The following is a 20,624-nucleotide window of genomic DNA, read 5'->3' as shown; positions in this document are numbered from 1 at the left end:
AGCGGCTGGTTGGTCAGTAGGCGCAGGCGTTCGCTGCTGCGGTCGCTGCAGCCGCTGCGGGTCGGTTGGGCGCAGCGCCCCACCTGCCGTCATGTGGGCCCAAACGCGGGGTCCTCACCACCGTCGCCATCGGCGACGCAACGAACTGGGACGCCATCGTCGCCCAGCATGGGCTGACCGGCCTGACCCTGGCACGCCTTTGCCCAACTCGGAGCAGGTCACCGGACGAACGAGGCCCTGATCGTCGCTGGGGTTATGCCGCGAGGTGACGGGCCAGGACGGCGATGATCTGCCGGCGGATGTGGTCGAGGATCTCCGGGAGCGTGAAAGCGTCGTCGATGGCGGCGGCGAACTTCTGGTTCTGCACCATGATCAGCAGCTCCGCCTTCGTACCTGCGTGCAGGTACAGGGTGCCGATGGCGACGCCTGCACGGTCGGCGATCTGCTGCATGGTCACGCGGCCGACGCTTCGCTCGGCGAATAGGGCACTCGCTGCGGGCCATGATGCGACGCCGCTTGTCCTCCTTCGCTCGCTCCCGCCATCCCATCGCGCCGGGATGCGGGTCCATAGCGTCCTCCCTTGACAAAAGATACTGAGTGAACTCAAACTTGAGCGTACTCGGTTATGAGGTAACGGAGCAGCCGACTTCGCGGACGAAAGGGAGGGCATCCATGGAGCGCACAGCTCAGGGACCAGGTGCCGCGTCGGTGCGCTTTGTCGACGCACCGACGCTGACCGTCGCCGCGGCGGGTGCGGAGTTCGTCTACCGCGATCTCGGCAGCGAACGTGCGGGCGGTTTGCCGTTGGTGGGTTTGACGCATCTAGGAGCGAGCCTGGACAGCTGGGACCCGGACGTCGTCGACCCGCTCGCTGCTGAGCGCCGCGTGATCCTGATCGGCTACCGCGGGGTGGGCGCCTCGACCGGCAAGGTTCGAGATCGGTTCGAGGAGATGGCCGCCGATGCGATCGCGGTGATCCGCGCGCTCGGCCTGTCCCGAGTGGATCTGTTCGGATTATCGATGGGCGGCATGGTCGCCCAGGAGGTCCTCCGCCTCGCTCCGGACCTGGTGGACCGGGTGATCCTCGCCGGGACCGGCCCGCAGGGCGGTCCCGGCCTGACCCAGATGACCGGTGTCATGGTCCGCAGGATCGTGCGCGGGGTGGTGACGTTCACGAACCCGACGACGCTGCTGTTCTTCACCCGCACCCGGAACGGCAAGCAGGCGGCGAAGGCTTATCAGGCGAGGTTGAAGCGGCGGCGCGCCGGACGAGACAAGCCCGTCCCACCCGCCGTGTTCCGTGCGCAACTGCGCGCCGTGGACCGGTGGGGACACCAGGAGCCACCCGCGCGGCCGTTCGACTCGGAAAGGCCCGTGCTGGTCTTGCACGGTGCCAGCGACCGGATGGTCCCGTCCGGGAACGCTATCGCCCTGCTGCAGCGGTTCCCCGACGCACAGGTGCAGATCTTCTCCGACTCTGGTCATGGCGTCGTGTTCCAGAACCGTCAGGCCGTCACCGACCTCACCGGCCGCTTCCTGCACCGTTGACCACCATCACCCCACAGACAGATTCGGAGGAGACAAAGATCATGCGAGCGTTCGTGTTCGACAAGTACAAGCAGCCCGTCCACGAAGCGGAGGCGCCCGAGCCCACCGTGGGTGACCACGACGTGCTCGTGCGCGTGAACGCGGCCAGCGTCAACCAGTTGGACGAGAGAATCCGAGAGGGCCAGTTCAAGCCAATCCTGCCCTACAAGACCCCGCTGATCCTCGGTCACGACGTCGCAGGCACGGTCATCCGCATCGGTTCGAAGGTTCGGGACTTCAAACCCGGAGACCGGGTGTTCGCCCGCCCCAGGGATCACCGGATCGGGACGTTCGCCGAGCGCATCGCAGTCGACGAAGCCGACCTCGCGCTCGCCCCGGAAAAGATCAGCCCCGTCGAGGCGGCATCGTTGCCGTTGGTGGCGCTGACCGCCTGGCAGGCACTGGTGGAGAAGGGCAAGGTCCGGCCGGGCCAAAAGGTCCTCATCCACGCCGGTGCGGGCGGAGTCGGCACGATCGCGATCCAGCTCGCCAAACACCTCGGCGCGCAGGTGGCAACCACCGCCTCGGGGAAGAACGCGGACTTCGTGCGGGAACTGGGTGCGGACGTGGTCATCGACTACCGCACCCAGGACTTCGAGACCGAGCTCTCCGGCTACGACCTCGTTTTGGACAGTCTCGGCGGGGAGAACCTCGCCAAGTCGTTGCGCGTCCTGCGTCCAGGTGGGAAGGCGATCGGGATCTCCGGACCACCCGACCCTGCCTTCGCGAAGGAAGCCGGTCTGAATCCGGTGCTGCGCCTGGCGATCGCGGCACTGAGCAGCAAGATCCGCAGGCAGGCGAAGAAGCTCGGGGTGACGTACGAGTTCCTCGTCATGCGCGCCAGCGGCGACCAGCTCCGCGAAATCGCCACCCTCGTCGACAACGGGTCCCTGCGGCCGATCGTGGGAAAGACCTTCTCGTTCGATCAGACCCCACAGGCCCTCGATGCACTGGCCAAGGGCGGCATCCGCCGCGGCAAGGCCGTCATCACCGGCCCCTGACCTCACGCGGCACGCCCGTCCCTGAGCAGTTCGACCGCCGTCGCCACCGACAACGATCAAGGAAACGTCCCCATGAGTACCACCGACAACGCCAGCAAACCGATCATCACCTCCTACGCGAACGCCCCAGCGAAGACTGTCACCGTCGGCGGGGACACCTTCGCCTACCGCGAGCTCGGGCCCAGGGAGGACATCCCCGTGGTCTTCTTCGCGCACCTGGCCGCGACCCTGGACAACTGGGACCCGCGCATCGTGGACGCGATCGCGAAGACCCGCCGGGTGATCACGTTCGACCAGCTCGGCGTCGGCGCGTCCAACGGCCGCGTCCCCGACACCATCGAGGAAGCAGCCGACGACGCCTACACCTTCGTCACGAAGGGCCTCGGGTACGACAAGATCGACGTCTTCTCGTTCTCCATGGGCGGGTTCATCGCGCAGGACCTGATCGTCAAGCACCCGACCCTGGTCCGCAGACTCGTCCTCACCGGCACCGGCCCGCGCGGCGGGAAGAACATCGACAAGGTCGTGGGCGTGACCTACTGGGACATCTTCCGCTCCGTCCTCACCCGCTCGGACCCCAAGGAGTTCCTGTTCTTCAATCGCGACAGGGTGGGCAAGAAGGCCGGGAGGGCGTTCGTGGAACGCCTCAAGGAACGCACCGTCGACCGTGACAAGCCCATCAGCACCAAGGCGTTCCGCACCCAGCTGAAAGCCATCCAGAAGTTCGGCCGCTCCGCACCGTCGGACCTCTCGGTGGTCACACAGCCGACGCTGATCGCCAACGGAGACAACGACCGCATGGTCCCGTCCGTGCTCTCCGAAGACCTCCACCGACGCATCCAGGGGTCCGAGCTGATCATCTACCCGAACTCCGGGCACGGCGGCGTCTTCCAGTACTGGGAGACGTTCGCCCCCGTCGCCGCGAAGTTCCTCACCAGCTACCCCGCACGAATCGACACCTGAAGGAGTCGTCCTGAGCGATACCGCGACAACGAAACCTAAGATGTCCAAGCACTTCACCTCGTCGATCCTGCTGTGGGTGCGCACCGACAAGCCCCGCCAGCTGGGCACGGACCGGTGGAAGGGCCCCGCACTCGGGCATCATCGCCGCCACCCCCGGCCTATCCGAGTACCAGCAAATCCACCTCGCCGAACACAACCGGCCGCTGGGCCACCACAGAGGGCGTCGAGACCGCGATCCCCGAAGATCGGAGGATCGACAAGATCGCGGGAGCCACCGTCGAGTACGCCCTGTCCCCACTGGCCTGGCGCACGCAGACCGCGCGGGCGTTCGAGGACGAGGTCAACATCTTCCGCCACACGTTCCTCCGTGCCGGTCCTCCCGGAACTCCCGCTGGTACGACGTCGCCCCGAACAGAGGTCCGGATCCCGGGCCATCACCCACCTGCGCCGCGCGAAAGGGTCGATCACGTTCCACAAGTTCCTCAAGAAGGAACTCACACCGCGCTCATTGCCACCGCAGAGCTGAAGAAACTGCGCACGCAGGGTGCTCCTCCCCCCGGAACGGGAAGACCGTGTCTCACACACCCCGCTCTGTGAAAGGAAAACACGCTCATGGCTGAGGCTGTCATCGTCGACGCCGTCCGCACTCCCCCTCGGGAAGGGTAAGCCCGGCGGAGCCTATTCAGACGTCCACCCCGTCGACCTGCACGCTGTTCCGCTTCGCGCGCTCGTGGAACGCACCGGGATCGACCCGGTCGTGATCGACGATGTCATCAGCGGGGCGGTCGGACAGGTCGGAGAGCAGTCCGGGAACACCGCCCGATGGGCCCTGCTTGCCGCGGGATACCCCGAGAGCGTGCCCGGGGTGACCGTGGACCGGCAGTGCAGGTCGAGTCAGCAGGCCCTGCACTTCGCCGCGCAGGGCGTCATCGCCGGCGCCTACGACACCGCCGTCGCCTCCGGGGTGGAGTCCATGTCGCGCATCCCGATCGGCTCGCAGTTCGCCGGGAAGAACTTCGCCGGCCCCACCGTCACCGACCGGTACGCGCCCGGCCTCATCCCGCAGGGAATCTCGGCTGAACTGATCGCCGCGAAGTGGGGATTCTCCAGCTCGACGACTACGCCGCGGCCTCCCACCAGCGCGCAGCTCACGCTTGGCAAGACGGCCGATTCGCGGACGAGACCGTCTCCGTGAACACGTTGGACACCGACGAGACGATCCGCCCCGACACCACCACCAACTCCCTCGCCGGGCTGCGACTGGCTTTCCAGGACGACACCTGGGCCGAGCGGTTCCCGCAGATCGACTGGAAGGTCACCGCCGGCAACAGCTCACCAGTCAACGACGGCGCCGCCGCCGTTTTAGTCAGCTCCCCCGAAGCGGCCGAACGTCACGGCCTGCGTCCCCGCGCCCGGGTCCACTCCTTCGCCGTCGCGGGCGATGACCCGATCATGATGCTCACCGGCATCATCCCCGCCCCCAGAAGGTCCTTGCCCGCGCGGGGCTGAGCATCGACGACATCGACGCGTTCGAAGTGAACGAGGCGTTCGCGTCCGTCGTGCTCGCCTGGCAGGCCGAAACCGGGGCGCCTTGGGAGAAGGTGAACATCAACGGCGGAGCCATCGCCTTCGGCCACCCCCTCGGCGGGTCCGGCGCACGACTGGCCACCACTCTGGTCAACGTGCTCGAGCAGACCAGCGGACGTTACGGGCTTCAGGTGATGTGCGAGGCCGGCGGACAAGCCAACGCCACCATCATCGAACGCCTTTAGAGCCAGCGAGGGTTTCCCGCCTCGGTTGCAGGGTGGCGGCATCGTCCCGCCACCCCACTCCCGCTTACGTGGCTCACTTATCGCGACAGCCGCAGACGGGGAGATGACGCGTTAGCACCCTTCGGCCGTCGCGGATCGGTGATGAACGTTGCGGATGCGCTACGCGGATTCGAAGGATAAGACGGCGACGCTGGGTAACAGCCGTCCTCTTCAGGCGAGTCCATCCAGCGGGATCCGCGGGCTCCCGCCCCTTCCGCGGCGACTCGTCGTTCGGGTTCAGCAGGCCAGCAGGCTTCATGGACGGGGCTGTCAAGCGCACCCGATGCACTGCTCAAACGAGGCTGAAGCGGCCCGTTATGACGAAGCTGGTTCTGTGTGCGGTGGAGTGCGTCGGTCCGCGAGCAGCAGCACCGCAACCGTTGCGGACAACACGGTCAGGGCGATCGCAGCGGCACCCACCGCGGTACCGAGGTTGGTCGTGGTGGCCAGCGCTCCGATGCCAATGGCAGTCACTGCCTGGAGAGTGTAGGCGATGAGGTACAGCAGGGAGAGGGTCGCGCCGCGGTGGTGTTCGGGGGCGAGACGGTTGATGAGGCCGAGGCCGCCGGTGAACGCGAGCGAGTAGGCGATGCCGCCGATGACGCACCAGGTCAGGAAAAGCGGGAGGGACTGGAACTCGCTGGCAGTGGCCATGATGGCCAAGCTGACCAAAGTGAGTCCGACGCCGACCCAGATGAGGGTGAGGGCGTTAAAGCGGGCGAGGAAGAGTCCGGTGATCCCGATGAACGCGGAGGAGGTGGCGAGGAGGGTGCCGATGATGGCGGTGTTGTTGGTGTGGGTGAACTGGTCGATCATGTGCGCGCCGAGGGAGAGGAAGATCGCTCCGACGCAGTAGGCCAGGGCAACCGACAGGGTCGCGATGACGAACCCGGTCCGGATCCCGGCCGGAACGAACGGGGACAGCGGTTGCCATCGTGACTTGGCGGGAGGGCGGTCGTCGTGTGAGAGCAGCAGTGCGGTGATCGAGGTGGCGGCGAGCGCGAGCAGGACGATGTAGCTCCACACCAGCGGCAGGGGCAGGTACTCGGCGCAGAGACCGCTGAGGAACAGGGCGAGGGTCAGGCCGGTGGAGGTTGCGACCGTGGCCGTGGTGCTGGCGAATCGGGGGCTGCTGGTGGTGTTGTTCTCGATCAGGGATGCGGTGGCCGCGCCCATCGCGAGCCCGGCCCCGGCGCCTTGGAGGACGCGTCCTGCGTAAAGGTAGGCCACGTGGGGTGCGAAGGTGAACACGAGGGCGGAGGCGCCGATGAGCGCGGTCCCGGTGATCATGATGCGCCGCCGGCCGAACAGGTCGGAAAGGTTCCCGAACAGCGGCAGCACGACGATCAGTGCGAGCTGATATGTCGCGAATACGGACGTCACCATGACCGGGGTGAGGTCCCATTTCTCGGCGTAGATGGGGTAGAGCACGCTTGGCGCGCCCGATGACCACAGCGCGAGGGCGAGGACGGATGCGGCTGCCCAGAATGCTCCCCGCCGGCCGAGTCGGCGGGGAGCATTCTGGGCAGCATGATGCGTGTAGGCGGTGGCCTGCCCGGTCACGAGGTTTCCGGGCGGACGATCAGGCAGGTGCTGGACGCGGTTGCCAGGACGCGGCCGTCGTTGTCGCGGATATCGGCGTCGGCGAACGCGACGCTGCGGCCGCTGCGGGTGACCCATCCGTGGGCGGTCACCTGGCCGGTGTCGGCGGTGATGGGGCGCAGGAACGACACCTTGATCTCCAGGGTGGTATAGCCGACGTTGGCCGGGAGCGTGGAGTGCACCGCGCACCCGCAGACGGAGTCCAGGACAGTGGCGAAGAACCCGCCGTGCACGGACCCGATCGGGTTGTAGTGCGACTCGTCCGGCACCGCCGTCATCACCACGTCTCCCTCCCCCACCGTGAGGAACTCCAGTCCAATGTGGCTGCTGATCGGCGGGGCCGGGGCATCCCCTGCGGCGACGGCGCGCAGCTGATCGAGCCCGGACTTGGCGAACAGTGCCCGTTTGTCCTTCCCCGGGACCTGGTAGTGGATGGTGCGCGACCGCTCCTCGGCCGGTCCGTGCTCGTGTGTCGTCATGATCGCCTCACGCCACCGGGATCACGGGCACGTCGAACGACTCCGCGAGGCCGCCTTGCAGGCCGTTCAGTGCTTTCGCGTTGGCCTGGTGCGGGATGCCGAGGTCGATGGTGCTGATCTCGTCGAGCCGGTCGTACTGCTCGCCCGTCAGGTCGAGAGTGAGGGCGGCGAGATAATCGTCGAGCTGCGTGAGACGGCGGGGACCGATGATCGGCACCCCCGGGGTGACCAGTCGCCGGGTGCGCTCCCGCACCCAGGCGGTGGCGACCTGCGCGGGCGTGTGGCCCACCTGCTCGGCGACCTCGATCACGGCGTCAACGATCGCGGTCTTCTGCGCATCGGTCTCGGTGTGCACCAGGTTGCCCCAGTCTGTCAATCGCCCCTCCCGGCTCTGCCGGTACTTGCCGGTGAGCAGTCCACCGCCCAGAGGGGACCAGAGGGCGACGCCGAGGCCGAGCGCTTCGGCCATGGGCAGCAGTTCGCGTTCGGCGGTGCGCTCGACGAGGCTGTATTCGACCTGGATGCCCGCCACTGGCGTCCACCCCGACACGTCCGCCAGCAGCGACGCACGGGAGATGCGCCAGGCGGGGAAGTTGGAGAACGCGGCGTGGAGGATCTTGCCCTGCGTCACCAGATCGTCCAGCCCTCGCAGGAGTTCGTCGATCGGTGTGAGGGCGTCGGGGTAGTGCACCCAGAGCACGTCGATGTAGTCGGTGTCCAGCCGGGTCAGGCTCTCCTCGACGGAGATGCGGAGGTTCTTGCGGGCGTTTCCGGTGCGGGACAGCTGCCGGTCCGGGCTCGAGCCGACGGTGAACTTCGACGCCAGCACCAGATCGTCACGGTCGGCGTGGATGAACTCTCCCACGAGCTGCTCGGACTGGCCGGCCTGGTAGGTGTCGGCGGTGTCGATGAAGTTCCCGCCCGCTTCCACGAACCGGTCGAAGATCGCCTTCGCCTCGTCGCGTTCTGTGCCGGCTCCCCACCCGGTGCCGAAGTTCCCCGTGCCGAGGGCGTACTCGGATATCCGCAGCCCGGTGCGGCGTCCGAACGTGGTGTAGCGCATGCGTCGTTCCCGTCCGTCGCGGGCGGGATACCGCCCGGAATCCTGGAGGCATCGACCCTACCGATGCTAGGTTGGTTATGACAATCCAGCACATAATATGCGCCCTTGAGGCGTGGAGAGGAGCGCCGGATGCCGGTGTTCCAGGTGCACGTCCCGGCGGGCAGGTTCTCGCCCGAGCAGAAGCGCGCCCTCGGGCAAGCGTTGCCGGAGGCGCTGCAGGAGGCGCTCGGCATCCCGGCGGAGGACCAGTTCGTCACGATCACCGGTCACAGGCCGGACGAGCTGCTCCTGGACCCGGAGTACATGGGGATGGAGCGCAGCGGCGACGCGGTGATCATCACGGTGCTGTTCACCGCGGAGCGCCCGCTGTCGGACAAGCGTGCCCTGGTCCGTGCGATCTGCAGCAAGGCCACCGCGGCGCTCGGGATCGCCGGGGACGACGTGTTCGTCGCGCTGATACCGGTTCCGAAGGAGAACTTCTCCTTCGGCCGCGGCGAACTGCAACTCGCCCCCGACTTCGACCAGACACCCGCCTGACCTGGCACCGGGAGAACAGGCGCGCCGAGGAGGATGGCAGGTATGCCCCGACAGTCGCCGACGCTCGCGCGTGCGCTGGAGAATCCGTGCGCCATCGTTCGGAGCCTGGGAGTGCTCAGCGACTCCTGGAGCTTCCTGATCGTCCGGGAGGCGTTCCTCAGCACGCGGACGTTCGCGCAGTTCCGTGAGCGGCTCGGTATCGCCTCCGACGTCCTCAGTGCACGGCTGTCCGCGCTGGTCGAGCACGGCGTGCTGCAGAAGAGCCCGTATCGGGAGCCCGGTCAGCGCTCGCGCGACGCCTACGACCTCACCCCGGCTGGCGAGGAGTTGAAGGTCGTCATGGTCGCCATGCAGCAGTGGGGCGAAGCACACGTGCGCCAGAGGAAGGAGCCGCGCGTGCTTCCAGTCACTACCGATACGCGCGAACGCGTCCGTGCCGGCCTGCTCGATCCGCACGGCAGGATCGTCCCCGACACGGAAGTGGCCTTCGTCCGCACGAACGCCGCCGAGGCCGCGTCCACGTGAGACCACCCGACGGCCTGCCGTGGCGGGTGCGCAGTCGGAGTCAGCGCGGAAGGATCGCCGCGACCTGGGTGCGGATGCTCGCGAGGATTTCCTCGATACTGGAATCCACGTTCACGCTCGCCGCAAGGCCCAGGAACATGATGGCCGAGATCACCCGCGCCAGCGTCGACGCTTCCGCCTCTGCCAACCCCGCGTGCTGGGTGAGGATGCCGGCCGTCGCCTCCTCTGTCTGCCCCACGATGGCGAGCGCTTCGGCGTGGTGGGGTTCGGTGGGGTCGCCGAAGACCATCTCCCGCAGGTAGGTGCGGCCATTATCAACCTGGACACGGTTGCACTCCACCACCGGAGCCAGAAGCGCCACCACCGCATCCACCGCACTCGTCTCTTCCGCTGCGGCGGTGCGCCCGCGTTCCAGCGCCGTGGCGTAATGGGCGTTCTGCACGAGCAGGAGCAGTTCGCCCTTGGTCTTGGCGTACAGGAACAGGGTGCCGGTACCGATGTCCGCCGCGTCGGCAATCTGCTGCGTGGTGACCTCGTCCACACCGTGCTCCGCGAACAGCTCGCTAGCAGCCGCGGTGATGCGCTCGAGCTTGGCCTGCTTGTTCCGCTCGCGTCGCCCGAGCGGCTGTGACGCTACTGACATCGGTCATCCCCGGAATAAAATACGACTAGGCTCAGTTCTGAGTGTAGTCACTGTTGTCTGGGCTCGGAAGTGCCTCGGCTCATACTCCCACGCCGGTACGAGACCACCCGGTCGCGCATCGGAGGCAGTGGCGATCCGTTCGTTGGAAAGGAACCTCACCCGTCATGACCTCCCTGTCTTCTCTGTGGCAGCCGTTCACGCTCGGCCGGATCGAGCTTCCGCACCGGCTCGCGCTGGCTCCCATGACCCGTAACCGTGCCAACCCCGATGGCACCCCCGGGGATCTCGCAGCCGAGTACTACAGCCAGCGGGCCTCGCTGGGACTACTGATCACGGAAGGTACGCAGCCCTCGGAGGACGGGCAGGGGTATCCGGCCACCCCCGGCATCTACACGCCCCAGCACGTCGCCGGGTGGACAAAGGTCGCCGATGCGGTGCACGAGAAGGGAGGGCACCTGTTCATCCAGCTCATGCACGTCGGCCGCATCTCCCACCCGGACCACACCCCGCACCACCGGCAGCCGGTCGCCCCGTCGGCAATCTCAGCCGAGCAAGACATGTTCACCGTCGAGGGCTCGAAGAAAACCCCAGTTCCGCGCGAACTGAGCACCTCGGAGATCCAGGACGTGATCGGCGAGTTCCGCCACGCAGCAGCCTCCGCGATCGCCGCCGGCGCGGACGGGGTGGAGATCCACGCCGCCAACGGGTACCTGCTGCACCAGTTCCTGGCCCCCAACGCCAACCATCGCACCGACGAATACGGCGGATCGATCGAGAACCGGGCTCGGTTCGTCATCGAGGTCGCAAGGGCCGTCGCAGAGGAGATCGGCGCGGACCGCACCGGCATCCGCATCTCCCCGGCGTTCCCACTCGGCGGTCTCGACGAGGGCGACGCAGAGGCCGTGCGAGCCCAGTACCGCTACCTCGTCGGCGAGCTCGCAAAGCTGAACCTGGTCTACCTGCACGTGCACCACATCGGCGACGACGAGCTGCTGACCTCCTTCCGTGAGGCGTGGCCGACGGCAGTACTCGTCGTCCGATACGGACGCGAGCGCGACGGCATCACAGCGGACGTCGACGCCGGCCTCGCCGACATCGCCCCGCTGGGCCGGTTCGCCCTCTCAAACCCCGACATCGTGGAGCGGCTGCGCACCGACGCCCCGTTCAACGACCTCGACCTGGCCACCCTCTACACCGGTGGCGCGAACGGGTACACCGACTACCCGACCCTCACCCACACCTGACGTCCACCGATCTCAGAGCGAACAGGAATCACGCATCATGACCTCACTCGACGGAGCCGTCGTCCTCGTCACCGGCGCGAACGGCGGCATCGGCACCCGCTTCGTCCGCGAAGCCCTCGCCCGCGGCGCCGCCAAGGTCTACGCCACGGCCCGCAACCCCCGCGAATGGGAAGACGAGCGCATCGTGCCCCTCCCCCTCGACGTCACCGACCCGGCCTCCATCCAGGCCGCCGTCGAGGCCGCAGGGGATGTAACGGTGCTGATCAACAACGCCGGCGCAACCGTGACCAGCCCGGGCATCCTCACCCACACCGACGAGGAGATCCGCCGCAACGTCGAGACCAACTTCCTCGGCCCGCTGTTCCTCGCCCGCGCCTACGCCCCGGTCCTGTCGGCCAAGGGCGGGAACACGGCGATCATCGACATCCACTCCGCCCTGTCCTGGTACGCCGTCGCCGGGATCTACTCGGCCACCAAGGCTGCCCTGTGGTCCGCGACGAACTCCCTGCGGCTCGAGCTGCAGCCCGCCGGTGTCCAGGTCGTCGGGGTGCACGTCGGCTGGGTCGACACCGCCATGGCCGCCAGCACCACCGACCCGAAGCTCGACCCCGCGGTCCTCGTCACCAAGGTGCTCGACACGACCGAGGCCGGCGAGCACGAAGTCCTCGCCGACGAGACCTCCGTGCAGGCCAAGGCAGGCCTCTCCGCCCCGCTCGAAGCCGTCTACCCCCAGCTCGCCACCGGAATGTAAACCCGACCGCCAAAGGGGTGCCGCGACCGATCGGACGCGGCACCCCTTTGACACTGTGACACCGGCACACGCGCGATCGAAGCGGGTTACCCAAGTGAAGGTGCGGGCCGCACCTGGCCCCATCACGGCCGTGATTGGCGGACAACGGGTGAACAGACCGCCCGGCCTCGACAAGACGCGCCAATCACAGCCCTTCGGACCTCGCGGGACTCGAACCAGTAACCCTTCGGTTAACAGTCACGAGCTCGACGCGACCGACCCCTGCTGCATGACGAGGTCTCGATACGACAGACCAGCCTCCGGGAGTTGGTCGAAGTAGCAGAGCCGTTCAGTTTCTTGCGATCGGGATTGGCTGGGCCGCGCGGCGCGCGGCTCAGCCCTCCGGAGTAGGCGGGGCGGTCGGGTGCGTGGGGGAGCTCGGCATGTTCGACAGGTGTTCGTTGTCGTCGATTCGCGCTGTCAGCGAGGCGTACGCGGCCCTCAGGTCGGACAGCCCGTGCTCGTCGTCGACGCCCCGCATCTGCTCCTGCGCGGAACGCAGCGCTGCCTCGGCGGCGTTGCGGTTGCCGTTCTCGAGCGCGCCCTCGGCGGTGTTCAGGTCCTCGCGAGCCGAGCTCGCGGCAACCACCGCGCGGGTGTGGTCGGCGTAGAGAACCTGGGCCACGCCCCACAGCATGTCGCCGGGCTGCGCATCGCGAGCGGCCACGCCGACACCGGTGAAGGAGATCATCAGAACGACGGCGGCGGTGGCCACCGGAACCAGATGACGGCGACCACGCCTGCGCTGCGGGCGGTTTCCCGCGACGATCGCTGTGGCCGCGGCGTCAGTGTCGACCAGATCGCCGATTGGCACCGCGTCGGCATCCTGCCGCCAGGCGACCAGCAGCGACTCCAGGCTCGGACACGTGGACTCGGTCGGCATGGACACATCGGGGTTAGTCCCACCGAGAGCGTCGAGTAATGCGTCGTCATCCTGCAGTGCGGTCAGGTCGACCGTAGGCGCGGAGTTTCGGGTTTCGCGGGCCCTGTCATCGTGGAAGATTCGGTCGATGACCTCGGCTGGGTCTATCGACGTCATTGTGGCGGTGGCATCCAGGTGCCGACCGGCGGCGGACAAGAGCCGGTCGATGTCGGCATCTCCGGTCACTACGGGAATCTCTGGCCCGGCCGCCGAGGCAGGGCTCGCCATCCGGTCGTCGTCGGTGGTCATTGCGCACCTCCCGTCGGGTTCCTGACGCGCCCGATGCCCAGTTCAGCGAGCACGTCAGGGCCAATGGATCGGCGGAGCTTCTCCCGGGCTCGGTGAAGCTTTGTCGTAACGTTGGTGCCGGTCAGGCCAAGTTGAGCGGCGATCTGGCCACGCGGCACACACGCGATCGCAAGGTCAAGGATCAACCGCTCCTCATCCGGCAGTTCTGCCATCGCGTCGGCGAGAACACGCAAGGCGCTACGCGCTAGGTGACGGTCCTCGTAGCTTGCCTCTTTTTCCTCAAGGTTCACCATGTCCGAGGGATCGTGGAGTTCGCCGGCACGGCGCCGAGATCGCTGTTCCTCCCGAGCCTTATAGCTCATCGCGACGTACACGAAGGCTAGGCGCCGTCCGCAATCCGCACCGGCCAGTTCCTTTTCCCAAGCTCCCCACGCGATGCACAGGGCGTCTTGAGCGATGTCCTTCCCGGCGGCCTCCGGCAGCCCGCTAAAACCGGCGTACCGCCTCGCAACGGACGCCAGTTCTCTGTCGTTCTCCTTCATGAACGCCTCGAAGTCACGCCGTAGGTCTTCATCGTTTACAGGCATCTCTCTCCGCCTTGGCCAGTTCACCCTCGCCGAGGCGGGAATCGGACACGCGCACGATGATGAGTGCCCGGCCACGTCGGGACTTGTCAATCAGCAGGGTTCCATCAGGGGTGTTGGAGAGGACCGATTTGTAGGTTTTTCTTCGTGATCGCTCGATGGCCAGTGCCAGCAGCATCGCCGCTGCGAGCCCTACTGGCCACGGCGCGTTGGCCAGAAAACCCATCAAGATCATGACTGGCGTCCGTTCGTCGGTCGTTATTCCGCTGTCATCTGGATATGACCGACGGAGGCCAGATGTCACAGCCTCGACCAAAATTCGCGCCAAGAATGACGTCTACCTGCGGGGCAGTCGGCCCCGCGCATTGCGGGGATGGTTCTACCGGACGGTCGTCGGCGATGTTCTCGGCTTCGTCGGCCCCACGCACGCGGGGATCGTTCCCTGCCCTGCTGACCATTCGGGGTGCTGATCGCGTCGGCCCGGCGCATGCGGGTGTCAATTCCCCGGTGCGCAGCGCGCCCTCAGCGACAGCTGTCGCTAGGTGGCGAGGCGGGCGGTGGTGAAGGGATGGATCATCCACAGCTTCGCACCACGAAGAGTCCGCCGTTAGGCCATGCTCCACGGGACTCCAGGCTAAGGCGGCGGGATAGCCATCACCCCGCCACTGGCCGTGTAGATCTCAGCTACGTCCAGCGCGAGGATGAACTGCTTCATCTGCAGGCCGACGAGCAATCCGGGTCTGCTCAGGGTTTGGTTGACAAAGTCTGGGCAGACCTGGGGCGCACCGGCCTACGCCGCGTGTGCTTGTGCGACCCCTCGGGCGAAGCGAGCCTGTCGAAGGTCCGTTTCGGCGGGTTGTGCACCGATGTTTGCGTTCTTGGACTTAGGACGTGCACGTTCAGCACACCCGGTTCTCTGCGGTCTTTGAAAAGCTGGGCGTGCAAACGATTCATTCGCGGATGGAGGATGCGGCGTCCCGCCGCTAGCCTCCGAGACCATCCAGGGCCATGTCGCGCATCTTCCGGACCTGTGTCCGGGTGCCACCGCGCCCGGGGTTGAGGCCAGCGCCCTGCTAGGCCAGTTCTTCCGGGCGGCAGCTCACCCGGTCAACCGAACATCGTCATCCGCACCCAGATGAGGAGTCGCAATCATGTCTGAGTACGTTCCGATGCCACCGGTGCTCGAACCGGCCGCCGCCGAGTTCGCGGCTGCGACTGCCAAGCCGCCGTTTCTGTTCGACCTCGGCCCGGTCGACGGCCACAAGACCGTCGACGACGTCCAGTCCAGCGACATCGCCAAGCCCGCGGTCGACGACGAATGGATCACCGTCGACGGCGGCCCGACCGGATCGGTGGAGGCCCGCATTGTCAAGCCCGCCGGGGCCACCGGTGTCCTCCCGGTGATCATCTACCTCCACGGCGCCGGTTGGGTGTTCGGCAACGCCCACACCCACGACCGGCTGGTCCGCGAACTCGCCGTCGGCGCCAATGCGGCTGTGGTCTTCCCCGAGTACGACCGCTCCCCCGAGGCCCGCTACCCCGTCGCCATCGAGCAGAACTACACCGTCGCCCGCTGGATCGTCACCGACGGCGCGAGCAAAGATCTGGACGCCACCCGCATCGCCGTCGCCGGCGACTCGGTGGGCGGCAACATGTCCGCTGCCCTGACGCTCATGGCAAAGGAGCGCGGCGACGTGCCGCTGGTGCAACAGGTGCTGTTCTACCCGGTCACCGACACCGCCTTCGATACCGACTCGTACCACGAATTCGCCGAGGGCTACTTCCTGCGCCGCGACGCCATATACTGGTTCTGGGATCAGTACACCACCGACCCCGCGCAGCGAGCGGAGATCACTGCGAGCCCGCTGCGCGCAAGCGTCGAGCAACTCAAGAACCTGCCGCCGGCGCTGGTCATCACCGGCGAGGCCGACGTGCTCCGCGACGAGAGCGAGGCATACGCCAACAAGCTGCGTCAGGCCGGCGTCCCGGTGACCGCCACGCGTTACCAGGGCATCATCCACGACTTCGTGATGCTCAACGCCCTACGCGAAACCTACGCCGCCGATGCCGCCATCAACCAAGCCACCACCACACTGCACGCAGCCCTCCACATCACCACCTGACCCAAGCTGGGTGACTCTGCCGAGACCCGGAGCGTGCACAAAGTATCGCTCTGCGCGCCGCGCGCCCGTAGGGTTTCGGTCGAAGCTGGGAGGCATCCGCAGCAGCTGCCGATTGCTGCGCCTAATGGAGACTGCCACATGAAAATCCTCTTCGACGCTGGGCAATTCGCCCCGAAGGATCGCGCCGCGGCTTTCGAGGCCGCGTTCGCCAATGCCGTATCACCAACCCGGGTCCGCTTCCTCACCGAGCACCCGGCGTCCATTCAAGCCCGTGTAGCTGGGACCCAACTGCACCGCAATGTCACGCTGGTACATACCGTCAACACCAGTGCCGTGCACGAACGTACCGAGGAACACCGGAACCGGACCGGACCAGACCGGATCGCGTTCGTCCTGTTCGACGGCGCGCCCGGCTACTACGAACACCACGGTTACCACCGACCGTTGCGTCGCGGCAACCTCTTCCTCACGGATCTGAACGCTGCATTCAATTACCGCTGTCAGGGCACCGGCGCGGGCTTTAGCATCCAGGTCGAGCGTTCCCAACTGGAAGCGAGCGTGGAGACCATCCGCTCGGCCGACCACCGTCTCGCGACCAGCCCCCTGTACGGCGTGGTCCACGATCACCTGGCTTCCCTGGCCACTTACGCCCCGCTGCTGACCAGCCACCAGGCCCGTGAGGCCACCGCTGAGGCGACCGTAACCCTGCTGAAGGGACTGGTGGCCAGCACATCACAGGACGATTACCAACGCCGCGCCGCTGTCCACGACCATCTCCTGGGCCGGGTCACGCTCTACGTGCGCATGCACGCCGCCGACCCGGACGTCAACCCTGACCAGATCGCTGCAGCTCACGCAATTTCGGTCCGCAAGCTGTTCCAGCTGTGGCAGTCCCAACCGCTTTCCCTCAACGAAACAATCATGCAGCTGCGACTAGAAATCGCTCAGCGACGCCTGCTCGCGCAGCCGAACCTCACCATCGCCGCGGTGGCCCGCGCCTGCGGGTTCGTCGACGCATCGCACTTCTCCCGCCGTTTCCGCAACGCCCTGGGCTACACGCCAACCGACTGGCGTGCCTTGCACCGCAGCGTCCCAGTACCGCCCAACAATGCCGCCACTGCGCCGAATCCGGCTGTTGTTCGGTGATGTGCACGCGCACGAACCTACTGCCGCGTACTCGTACCCGTACAGTGATGCCGGGCTCCAGCGTACGCAGATGATCGGCGACGAGGAGACCCGTCCGGGCGTAGGCGTCGGCGCCAAGGTCGTGGCGCGGGAGATCCAGCCGCAGGCACAGGTCGCAGCGCTCCGCGACGGACATCCACGTCGGCTTGAGGCCGGCGGCGAGCGCTGGCGGGTGGATGGTGGCACCGAGCAGGTGCAGGCGGTCGACGTGCAGGCAGAACTACCCTCGAATCTGCTCGGGGAACTACTCCGGCAGGTGAACGCGCTGCAGCAGGACGTTCTCGCACCGCGCGGCTTGAACTCCGTTGGTCTCAAACCGTGCGCTGGAACGACACTCGCCTCGGTGAGCAGAATCGCGGCCGCGGGCACGGGCGTGCTGAGACCAGGAGCCTGAAAGTCCTTGCCTTGGACGAGGGTCTGCGGCCGGAGTTGCTGAATGCCCGGCAGGCACTCCGGATCCGGCGCTGGCGCCGGCCGAAAGTTAGCCCGCCAGCATCGAGACAGCCTGCTATCTGACCGATCTGCCACCCACCGCCGCCACCCCAGCTGACCTGGCGGAACTCATCCAGGGCCATTGGGCGATCGAGAACCGCCTGCACCTGATCCGTGACGTCGCCTTCGACGAAGACCGCCACCGTGCCCGCACCGGCAACGCACCCCAGAACTTCGCCATCCTCCGCAACACCGCGATCACCCTGCACCGCCAGCACGGAGCCACCCACATCCGCCCCGCACTCCGCGCCGGCAACCGCAGGCCCGAACGACTCCTGAACCTACTGCCCGAAACAACCTAAACCGAACAGATCAACTTTGCACACGCCCTGCCTGCCGGGCGCCGCGACAAGCGCCGTGACCAGGTACGTTACTACCAATACAAACACGACCGGGCCCGCCGGACGCTCAAGGGAATCGACGAGCCAAGGCCGAGCAGGCCGTCGCGGGCAAGACCGCGGTCAAGCGCAACCGGTTCGTCAAGCTGGACAACGCAACGAAGACGGTCAACCGGGAGCTGGAGGCCAAGGCCCGTGCGCTGGCCGGGATCAAGGGCTACGTCACCAACATCGCCGAGCCCACCCCGGAGAAGGTCATCGACGCCTACCACCAGCTGTTTCAGGTCGAAAAGAGCTTCCGGATGGCCAAGTCAGACCTGGCCGCCCGCCCGATGTCCACCGCACCAAAGACTCGATCGAAGCCCCTCACGATCGTGTTCGCCGCCCTGGCCGTCTCCCGCTGGATCGAGGACACCACCGGCTGGTCGATCAAGAAGTTCGTCAAAACGGTCCGCCGCTACCGCACCATCCAGATCCAGGCCGGTGAACACGTCGTCACCGCAGCCGACCCGCTATCCAACGACGTCCAACAGGTCCTCGACGCCATCCGCACCCGAACAAGTACGCACTAACCTGGCCCAAGTCGGGACGCCAGCAGTGTTGCCGGAAATTCGACCGGCGCAGCGGCGCCCGGTCCGGGGTACAGAACACCCACGGGCTATCGTGCGACTGCATCAAGGTCTCGTAGGCCGTGGCGATGCTGGCCGGCAGCGACACCCACCGAGTCCCAGCTGGGCTCTTCGTCCGCCCGACTTCCCTGACCGGCCAGCGCCACCACCGCCTCATCTGATCTTGATCACAGTATGCCGCCACACCGCGGGGGGGCGAAGTCACTTCACTTATCTGCCCGGCCGGAATGGCCCGGAAGGGCTGTTCCATTGTGGACGGTTTATGGCGCGGTCAGCGGTGGAACTGGATCCAGTTGAGGTACATGAAGTCCTCGGGCTTGTCTGCGACGAAGGTCAGGTACACGGTGTGCTTGCCCGTCACGGGGCCATTTACGAGTTTGACCGGCACATTCTTCCATTCCCGCCGCTTCTCGGGCGACACATTGATCTTGCCGATCAGCTTGCCCTCCGGGCCATCGAGTCGGACGTCGATCTTCGCATTCACCCCGTCACCGACCCAGGTCCACAGCTGGGCTGAAACCTCTGTCGCCGGCACCGAACCGAAATCGACGTTCGTGAAGCGAATGGAGTCTCCGCGGGAGAGCGGGCCGATGTAGCCATCTTGGTTGACGGCGATGCCCCCGGACTGCCAGTCGAAGGATTCCGCGTCGAGCCCGCCGTAGGCGCTCCAAGCGGAGGCGCTGGGCGGGAAAGTGAAAGACGAGGTTGGCACGGTTGACGTGGGGCCTGAGTGGTTCTCGTTCGTTGCCACGCTGAGGCTGGCTAGGCTGAGGCTGGCTAGAAGGGCAATAAGGCCGGCGATTACCAGAACGATCAGCACGCCGACCACCGCCAGCGTTCTCCGATCACGTCGGGACGGCCGAGAGGACTCCACCGGTGCGGAACTCTCCGTTTCGCGAGGCATGTCCTCCGGTGCGGAGCCTGACCTGGAGGCGGGGGACGAATCCGGGCTGCTGACCCGAACCCGTGAGAGGGGCGTCGCGGATTCGTCCGGCCGGGACAACGAGGGCGTCGAGGTATCCGGTGGCTCCGTGTCCTGTCGACGGGGCGTCACGGCCTCGTCGGATGCCAGCCGGACTTCCGTGGACGTCGTGCTGCCCGGTTCGCGCTTACACCGGCGGCAGACCGCGGCCTCGGCGGCGTTGTTAGTGTTGCAGCCGTCGCAGACCCACACCTGGTCGGACATGTGCTCTCCCGCCTACCTTCTTCCAGTCCCGCGAGGCGGTTTGAACGCGAAAACGTCGGCGCTGCTCGGTAACGGATGAAAGCTCAACCATTCCTCGGTGTCTGGAACCCCGACGACGGATAGCTGCCGGAACGTCGGCGACTTGCGTTCCTCATCAACACGGCCCGGCGGTACCTCATTCGCGGGCGGCGGTGGTTCGCTTACCTGCGCTGCCGCGGGTCCGACAGGTTCGACTCGATCCGACTCATGTAACTGATCAACGAGGTGGGAAAGCTGCGGTCGGCATTCAGCCGGAAAGAGCAGAGAGACGGACATCGGCTCTGGCCAGGACGCCCCGATCTTTGCCCGGAGGTCGAACCGGAGCACAACCGATCCGTCTGACGTCCTGCGCTCTTGAACATTCGCGGAGACACACGATTCGATCGGAAGATTCAGCCGAATGCTTCTTCGCTGTTTCTGAGTCTCGTGGATTTTGATCCGGCCCGCTCGCAATTGCAGTATTACGCCGTGACCTTCCACAAGGAAGGCCACACGATCTGGGGCATCGAACCGCTCGTCCCAGTCCACCACCCGCACGTGGCCCGTGGGGCGACCGCGCTCGTCGTACCAGCGCGACTCGAACTCATTTGAGGAATCCGGACCCCAGCTCGCCCGCACCCTTTGCGGGTGTC

General features: G+C 66.6%; 21 protein-coding genes and 2 pseudogenes. 14 read left to right on the top strand and 9 right to left on the bottom strand.

Going from position 1 to position 20,624, the window contains the following annotated elements:
- Positions 1-253 precede the first annotated feature (253 nt).
- The gene (locus tag E1288_RS49805; protein WP_268951822.1) at positions 254-670 is read right to left on the bottom strand and encodes a helix-turn-helix domain-containing protein; all 417 of its coding nucleotides are present in this window, start codon (positions 668-670) and stop codon (positions 254-256) included.
- Positions 671-672: 2 nt separating this feature from the next.
- On the opposite strand from E1288_RS49805, the gene E1288_RS09740 reads away from it, so the two are divergent.
- From E1288_RS09740 to E1288_RS09725, 4 genes and pseudogenes are all read left to right on the top strand, one after another.
- Positions 673-1,548, top strand: a complete 876-nt coding sequence (locus E1288_RS09740) for an alpha/beta fold hydrolase (protein WP_132483486.1) — start codon at positions 673-675, stop codon at positions 1,546-1,548.
- A gap of 41 nt (positions 1,549-1,589) precedes the next feature.
- The gene (locus E1288_RS09735; protein ID WP_132483484.1) at positions 1,590-2,588 is read left to right on the top strand and encodes an NADP-dependent oxidoreductase; all 999 of its coding nucleotides are present in this window, start codon (positions 1,590-1,592) and stop codon (positions 2,586-2,588) included.
- Positions 2,589-2,660: 72 nt separating this feature from the next.
- Complete coding sequence (locus E1288_RS09730) at positions 2,661-3,551, top strand: alpha/beta fold hydrolase (RefSeq protein ID WP_132483482.1); 891 nt, start codon at positions 2,661-2,663, stop codon at positions 3,549-3,551.
- A gap of 612 nt (positions 3,552-4,163) precedes the next feature.
- A pseudogene (locus E1288_RS09725) lies at positions 4,164-5,323 on the top strand (thiolase family protein).
- Between the two features lie 354 nt (positions 5,324-5,677).
- Here the strand turns inward: E1288_RS09725 and E1288_RS09720 are convergent.
- Genes E1288_RS09720 through E1288_RS09710 form a run of 3 tightly spaced genes read right to left on the bottom strand, consistent with a single transcriptional unit; the run spans position 5,678 to position 8,506 of the window.
- A complete protein-coding gene (locus E1288_RS09720) occupies positions 5,678-6,925 on the bottom strand; it encodes an MFS transporter (RefSeq protein WP_165968047.1) in 1,248 nt (415 codons plus the stop codon).
- A complete protein-coding gene (locus E1288_RS09715) occupies positions 6,922-7,443 on the bottom strand; it encodes a PaaI family thioesterase (RefSeq protein ID WP_132483478.1) in 522 nt (173 codons plus the stop codon). The genes E1288_RS09720 and E1288_RS09715 overlap by 4 nt, the downstream gene beginning before the upstream one ends.
- Before the next feature lie 7 nt (positions 7,444-7,450).
- Positions 7,451-8,506: an aldo/keto reductase gene (locus tag E1288_RS09710; RefSeq protein ID WP_132483476.1), complete on the bottom strand. Its 1,056-nt coding sequence runs from the start codon at positions 8,504-8,506 to the stop codon at positions 7,451-7,453.
- 129 nt (positions 8,507-8,635) lie between these two features.
- Between E1288_RS09710 and E1288_RS09705 the strand changes: the two genes are divergently transcribed.
- Both E1288_RS09705 and E1288_RS09700 read left to right on the top strand, forming a co-directional pair.
- Complete coding sequence (locus E1288_RS09705) at positions 8,636-9,043, top strand: tautomerase family protein (protein WP_132483474.1); 408 nt, start codon at positions 8,636-8,638, stop codon at positions 9,041-9,043.
- 42 nt (positions 9,044-9,085) lie between these two features.
- On the top strand, positions 9,086-9,568 hold the full coding sequence (locus E1288_RS09700; protein WP_132483472.1) for a winged helix-turn-helix transcriptional regulator: 483 nt from the start codon (positions 9,086-9,088) through the stop codon (positions 9,566-9,568).
- 40 nt (positions 9,569-9,608) lie between these two features.
- Here the strand turns inward: E1288_RS09700 and E1288_RS09695 are convergent, their stop codons facing one another.
- Positions 9,609-10,211 carry a TetR/AcrR family transcriptional regulator gene (locus tag E1288_RS09695; RefSeq protein ID WP_132483470.1) on the bottom strand — a complete coding sequence of 201 codons (603 nt, stop codon included), beginning with the start codon at positions 10,209-10,211 and terminating at the stop codon, positions 9,609-9,611.
- A 164-nt stretch (positions 10,212-10,375) separates the two neighbouring features.
- Between E1288_RS09695 and E1288_RS09690 the strand changes: the two genes are divergently transcribed.
- Entirely contained in the window at positions 10,376-11,455 is a 1,080-nt protein-coding gene (locus E1288_RS09690) for an alkene reductase (protein WP_132483468.1), read from the top strand.
- 37 nt (positions 11,456-11,492) lie between these two features.
- Complete coding sequence (locus E1288_RS09685; RefSeq protein WP_132483466.1) at positions 11,493-12,206, top strand: SDR family oxidoreductase; 714 nt, start codon at positions 11,493-11,495, stop codon at positions 12,204-12,206.
- Between the two features lie 373 nt (positions 12,207-12,579).
- On the opposite strand, the gene E1288_RS09680 is transcribed toward E1288_RS09685, so the two are convergent.
- The 3 genes from E1288_RS09680 to E1288_RS09670 are packed head-to-tail and all read right to left on the bottom strand — an operon-like array spanning position 12,580 to position 14,235.
- Entirely contained in the window at positions 12,580-13,416 is an 837-nt protein-coding gene (locus E1288_RS09680; protein ID WP_165968052.1) for an anti-sigma-D factor RsdA, read from the bottom strand.
- A complete protein-coding gene (locus tag E1288_RS09675) occupies positions 13,413-14,003 on the bottom strand; it encodes an RNA polymerase sigma factor (protein WP_132483464.1) in 591 nt (196 codons plus the stop codon). Before E1288_RS09675 ends, E1288_RS09680 begins: the two co-directional genes overlap by 4 nt.
- Complete coding sequence (locus E1288_RS09670; protein WP_132483462.1) at positions 13,987-14,235, bottom strand: hypothetical protein; 249 nt, start codon at positions 14,233-14,235, stop codon at positions 13,987-13,989. The genes E1288_RS09675 and E1288_RS09670 overlap by 17 nt, the downstream gene beginning before the upstream one ends.
- Before the next feature lie 916 nt (positions 14,236-15,151).
- Here E1288_RS09670 and E1288_RS09665 point away from each other — a divergent pair.
- The 5 genes and pseudogenes from E1288_RS09665 to E1288_RS50335 all read left to right on the top strand — a co-directional run.
- Complete coding sequence (locus E1288_RS09665; protein ID WP_132483460.1) at positions 15,152-16,123, top strand: alpha/beta hydrolase; 972 nt, start codon at positions 15,152-15,154, stop codon at positions 16,121-16,123.
- Positions 16,124-16,261: 138 nt separating this feature from the next.
- A complete protein-coding gene (locus E1288_RS09660; RefSeq protein WP_132483458.1) occupies positions 16,262-17,269 on the top strand; it encodes an AraC family transcriptional regulator in 1,008 nt (335 codons plus the stop codon).
- A gap of 70 nt (positions 17,270-17,339) precedes the next feature.
- A complete protein-coding gene (locus E1288_RS09655) occupies positions 17,340-17,702 on the top strand; it encodes a hypothetical protein (RefSeq protein ID WP_132483456.1) in 363 nt (120 codons plus the stop codon).
- Positions 17,703-17,802: 100 nt separating this feature from the next.
- Positions 17,803-18,102: a transposase gene (locus tag E1288_RS49800; RefSeq protein WP_132483591.1), complete on the top strand. Its 300-nt coding sequence runs from the start codon at positions 17,803-17,805 to the stop codon at positions 18,100-18,102.
- 30 nt (positions 18,103-18,132) lie between these two features.
- Positions 18,133-18,710: pseudogene (locus E1288_RS50335) on the top strand (IS1634 family transposase); the annotation flags it as partial.
- Between the two features lie 328 nt (positions 18,711-19,038).
- Here E1288_RS50335 and E1288_RS46830 read toward each other — a convergent pair.
- The gene (locus tag E1288_RS46830) at positions 19,039-19,587 is read right to left on the bottom strand and encodes a carbohydrate-binding protein (RefSeq protein WP_207954274.1); all 549 of its coding nucleotides are present in this window, start codon (positions 19,585-19,587) and stop codon (positions 19,039-19,041) included.
- A gap of 759 nt (positions 19,588-20,346) precedes the next feature.
- Between E1288_RS46830 and E1288_RS46825 the strand changes: the two genes are divergently transcribed.
- Positions 20,347-20,583: a hypothetical protein gene (locus E1288_RS46825; protein WP_165968050.1), complete on the top strand. Its 237-nt coding sequence runs from the start codon at positions 20,347-20,349 to the stop codon at positions 20,581-20,583.
- Positions 20,584-20,624 lie beyond the last annotated feature (41 nt).

This window comes from Saccharopolyspora elongata (assembly GCF_004348985.1).
GTDB classification, from domain to species: domain Bacteria; phylum Actinomycetota; class Actinomycetes; order Mycobacteriales; family Pseudonocardiaceae; genus Saccharopolyspora; species Saccharopolyspora elongata.
The sequence above is the reverse complement of the archived record's forward strand: the minus strand, read 5'-3'. Positions and strand labels throughout refer to the sequence as shown.

Bases quoted from the DNA above. Each gene is read 5' to 3' on its own strand.
- E1288_RS09730 (WP_132483482.1), top strand. From the start codon at position 2,661: ATGAGTACCACCGACAACGCCAGCAAACCGATCATCACCTCCTACGCG.
- E1288_RS09705 (WP_132483474.1), top strand. From the start codon at position 8,636: ATGCCGGTGTTCCAGGTGCACGTCCCGGCGGGCAGGTTCTCGCCCGAG.
- E1288_RS09655 (WP_132483456.1), top strand. From the start codon at position 17,340: ATGATCGGCGACGAGGAGACCCGTCCGGGCGTAGGCGTCGGCGCCAAG.
- E1288_RS09670 (WP_132483462.1), bottom strand. From the start codon at position 14,235: ATGATCTTGATGGGTTTTCTGGCCAACGCGCCGTGGCCAGTAGGGCTC.
- E1288_RS09685 (WP_132483466.1), top strand. From the start codon at position 11,493: ATGACCTCACTCGACGGAGCCGTCGTCCTCGTCACCGGCGCGAACGGC.
- E1288_RS49805 (WP_268951822.1), bottom strand. From the start codon at position 670: ATGCCCTCCCTTTCGTCCGCGAAGTCGGCTGCTCCGTTACCTCATAAC.
- E1288_RS09690 (WP_132483468.1), top strand. From the start codon at position 10,376: ATGACCTCCCTGTCTTCTCTGTGGCAGCCGTTCACGCTCGGCCGGATC.
- E1288_RS09675 (WP_132483464.1), bottom strand. From the start codon at position 14,003: ATGCCTGTAAACGATGAAGACCTACGGCGTGACTTCGAGGCGTTCATG.
- E1288_RS09665 (WP_132483460.1), top strand. From the start codon at position 15,152: ATGTCTGAGTACGTTCCGATGCCACCGGTGCTCGAACCGGCCGCCGCC.
- E1288_RS09735 (WP_132483484.1), top strand. From the start codon at position 1,590: ATGCGAGCGTTCGTGTTCGACAAGTACAAGCAGCCCGTCCACGAAGCG.
- E1288_RS09700 (WP_132483472.1), top strand. From the start codon at position 9,086: ATGCCCCGACAGTCGCCGACGCTCGCGCGTGCGCTGGAGAATCCGTGC.
- E1288_RS09710 (WP_132483476.1), bottom strand. From the start codon at position 8,506: ATGCGCTACACCACGTTCGGACGCCGCACCGGGCTGCGGATATCCGAG.
- E1288_RS09715 (WP_132483478.1), bottom strand. From the start codon at position 7,443: ATGACGACACACGAGCACGGACCGGCCGAGGAGCGGTCGCGCACCATC.
- E1288_RS09660 (WP_132483458.1), top strand. From the start codon at position 16,262: ATGAAAATCCTCTTCGACGCTGGGCAATTCGCCCCGAAGGATCGCGCC.
- E1288_RS09740 (WP_132483486.1), top strand. From the start codon at position 673: ATGGAGCGCACAGCTCAGGGACCAGGTGCCGCGTCGGTGCGCTTTGTC.
- E1288_RS09695 (WP_132483470.1), bottom strand. From the start codon at position 10,211: ATGTCAGTAGCGTCACAGCCGCTCGGGCGACGCGAGCGGAACAAGCAG.
- E1288_RS09680 (WP_165968052.1), bottom strand. From the start codon at position 13,416: ATGACCACCGACGACGACCGGATGGCGAGCCCTGCCTCGGCGGCCGGG.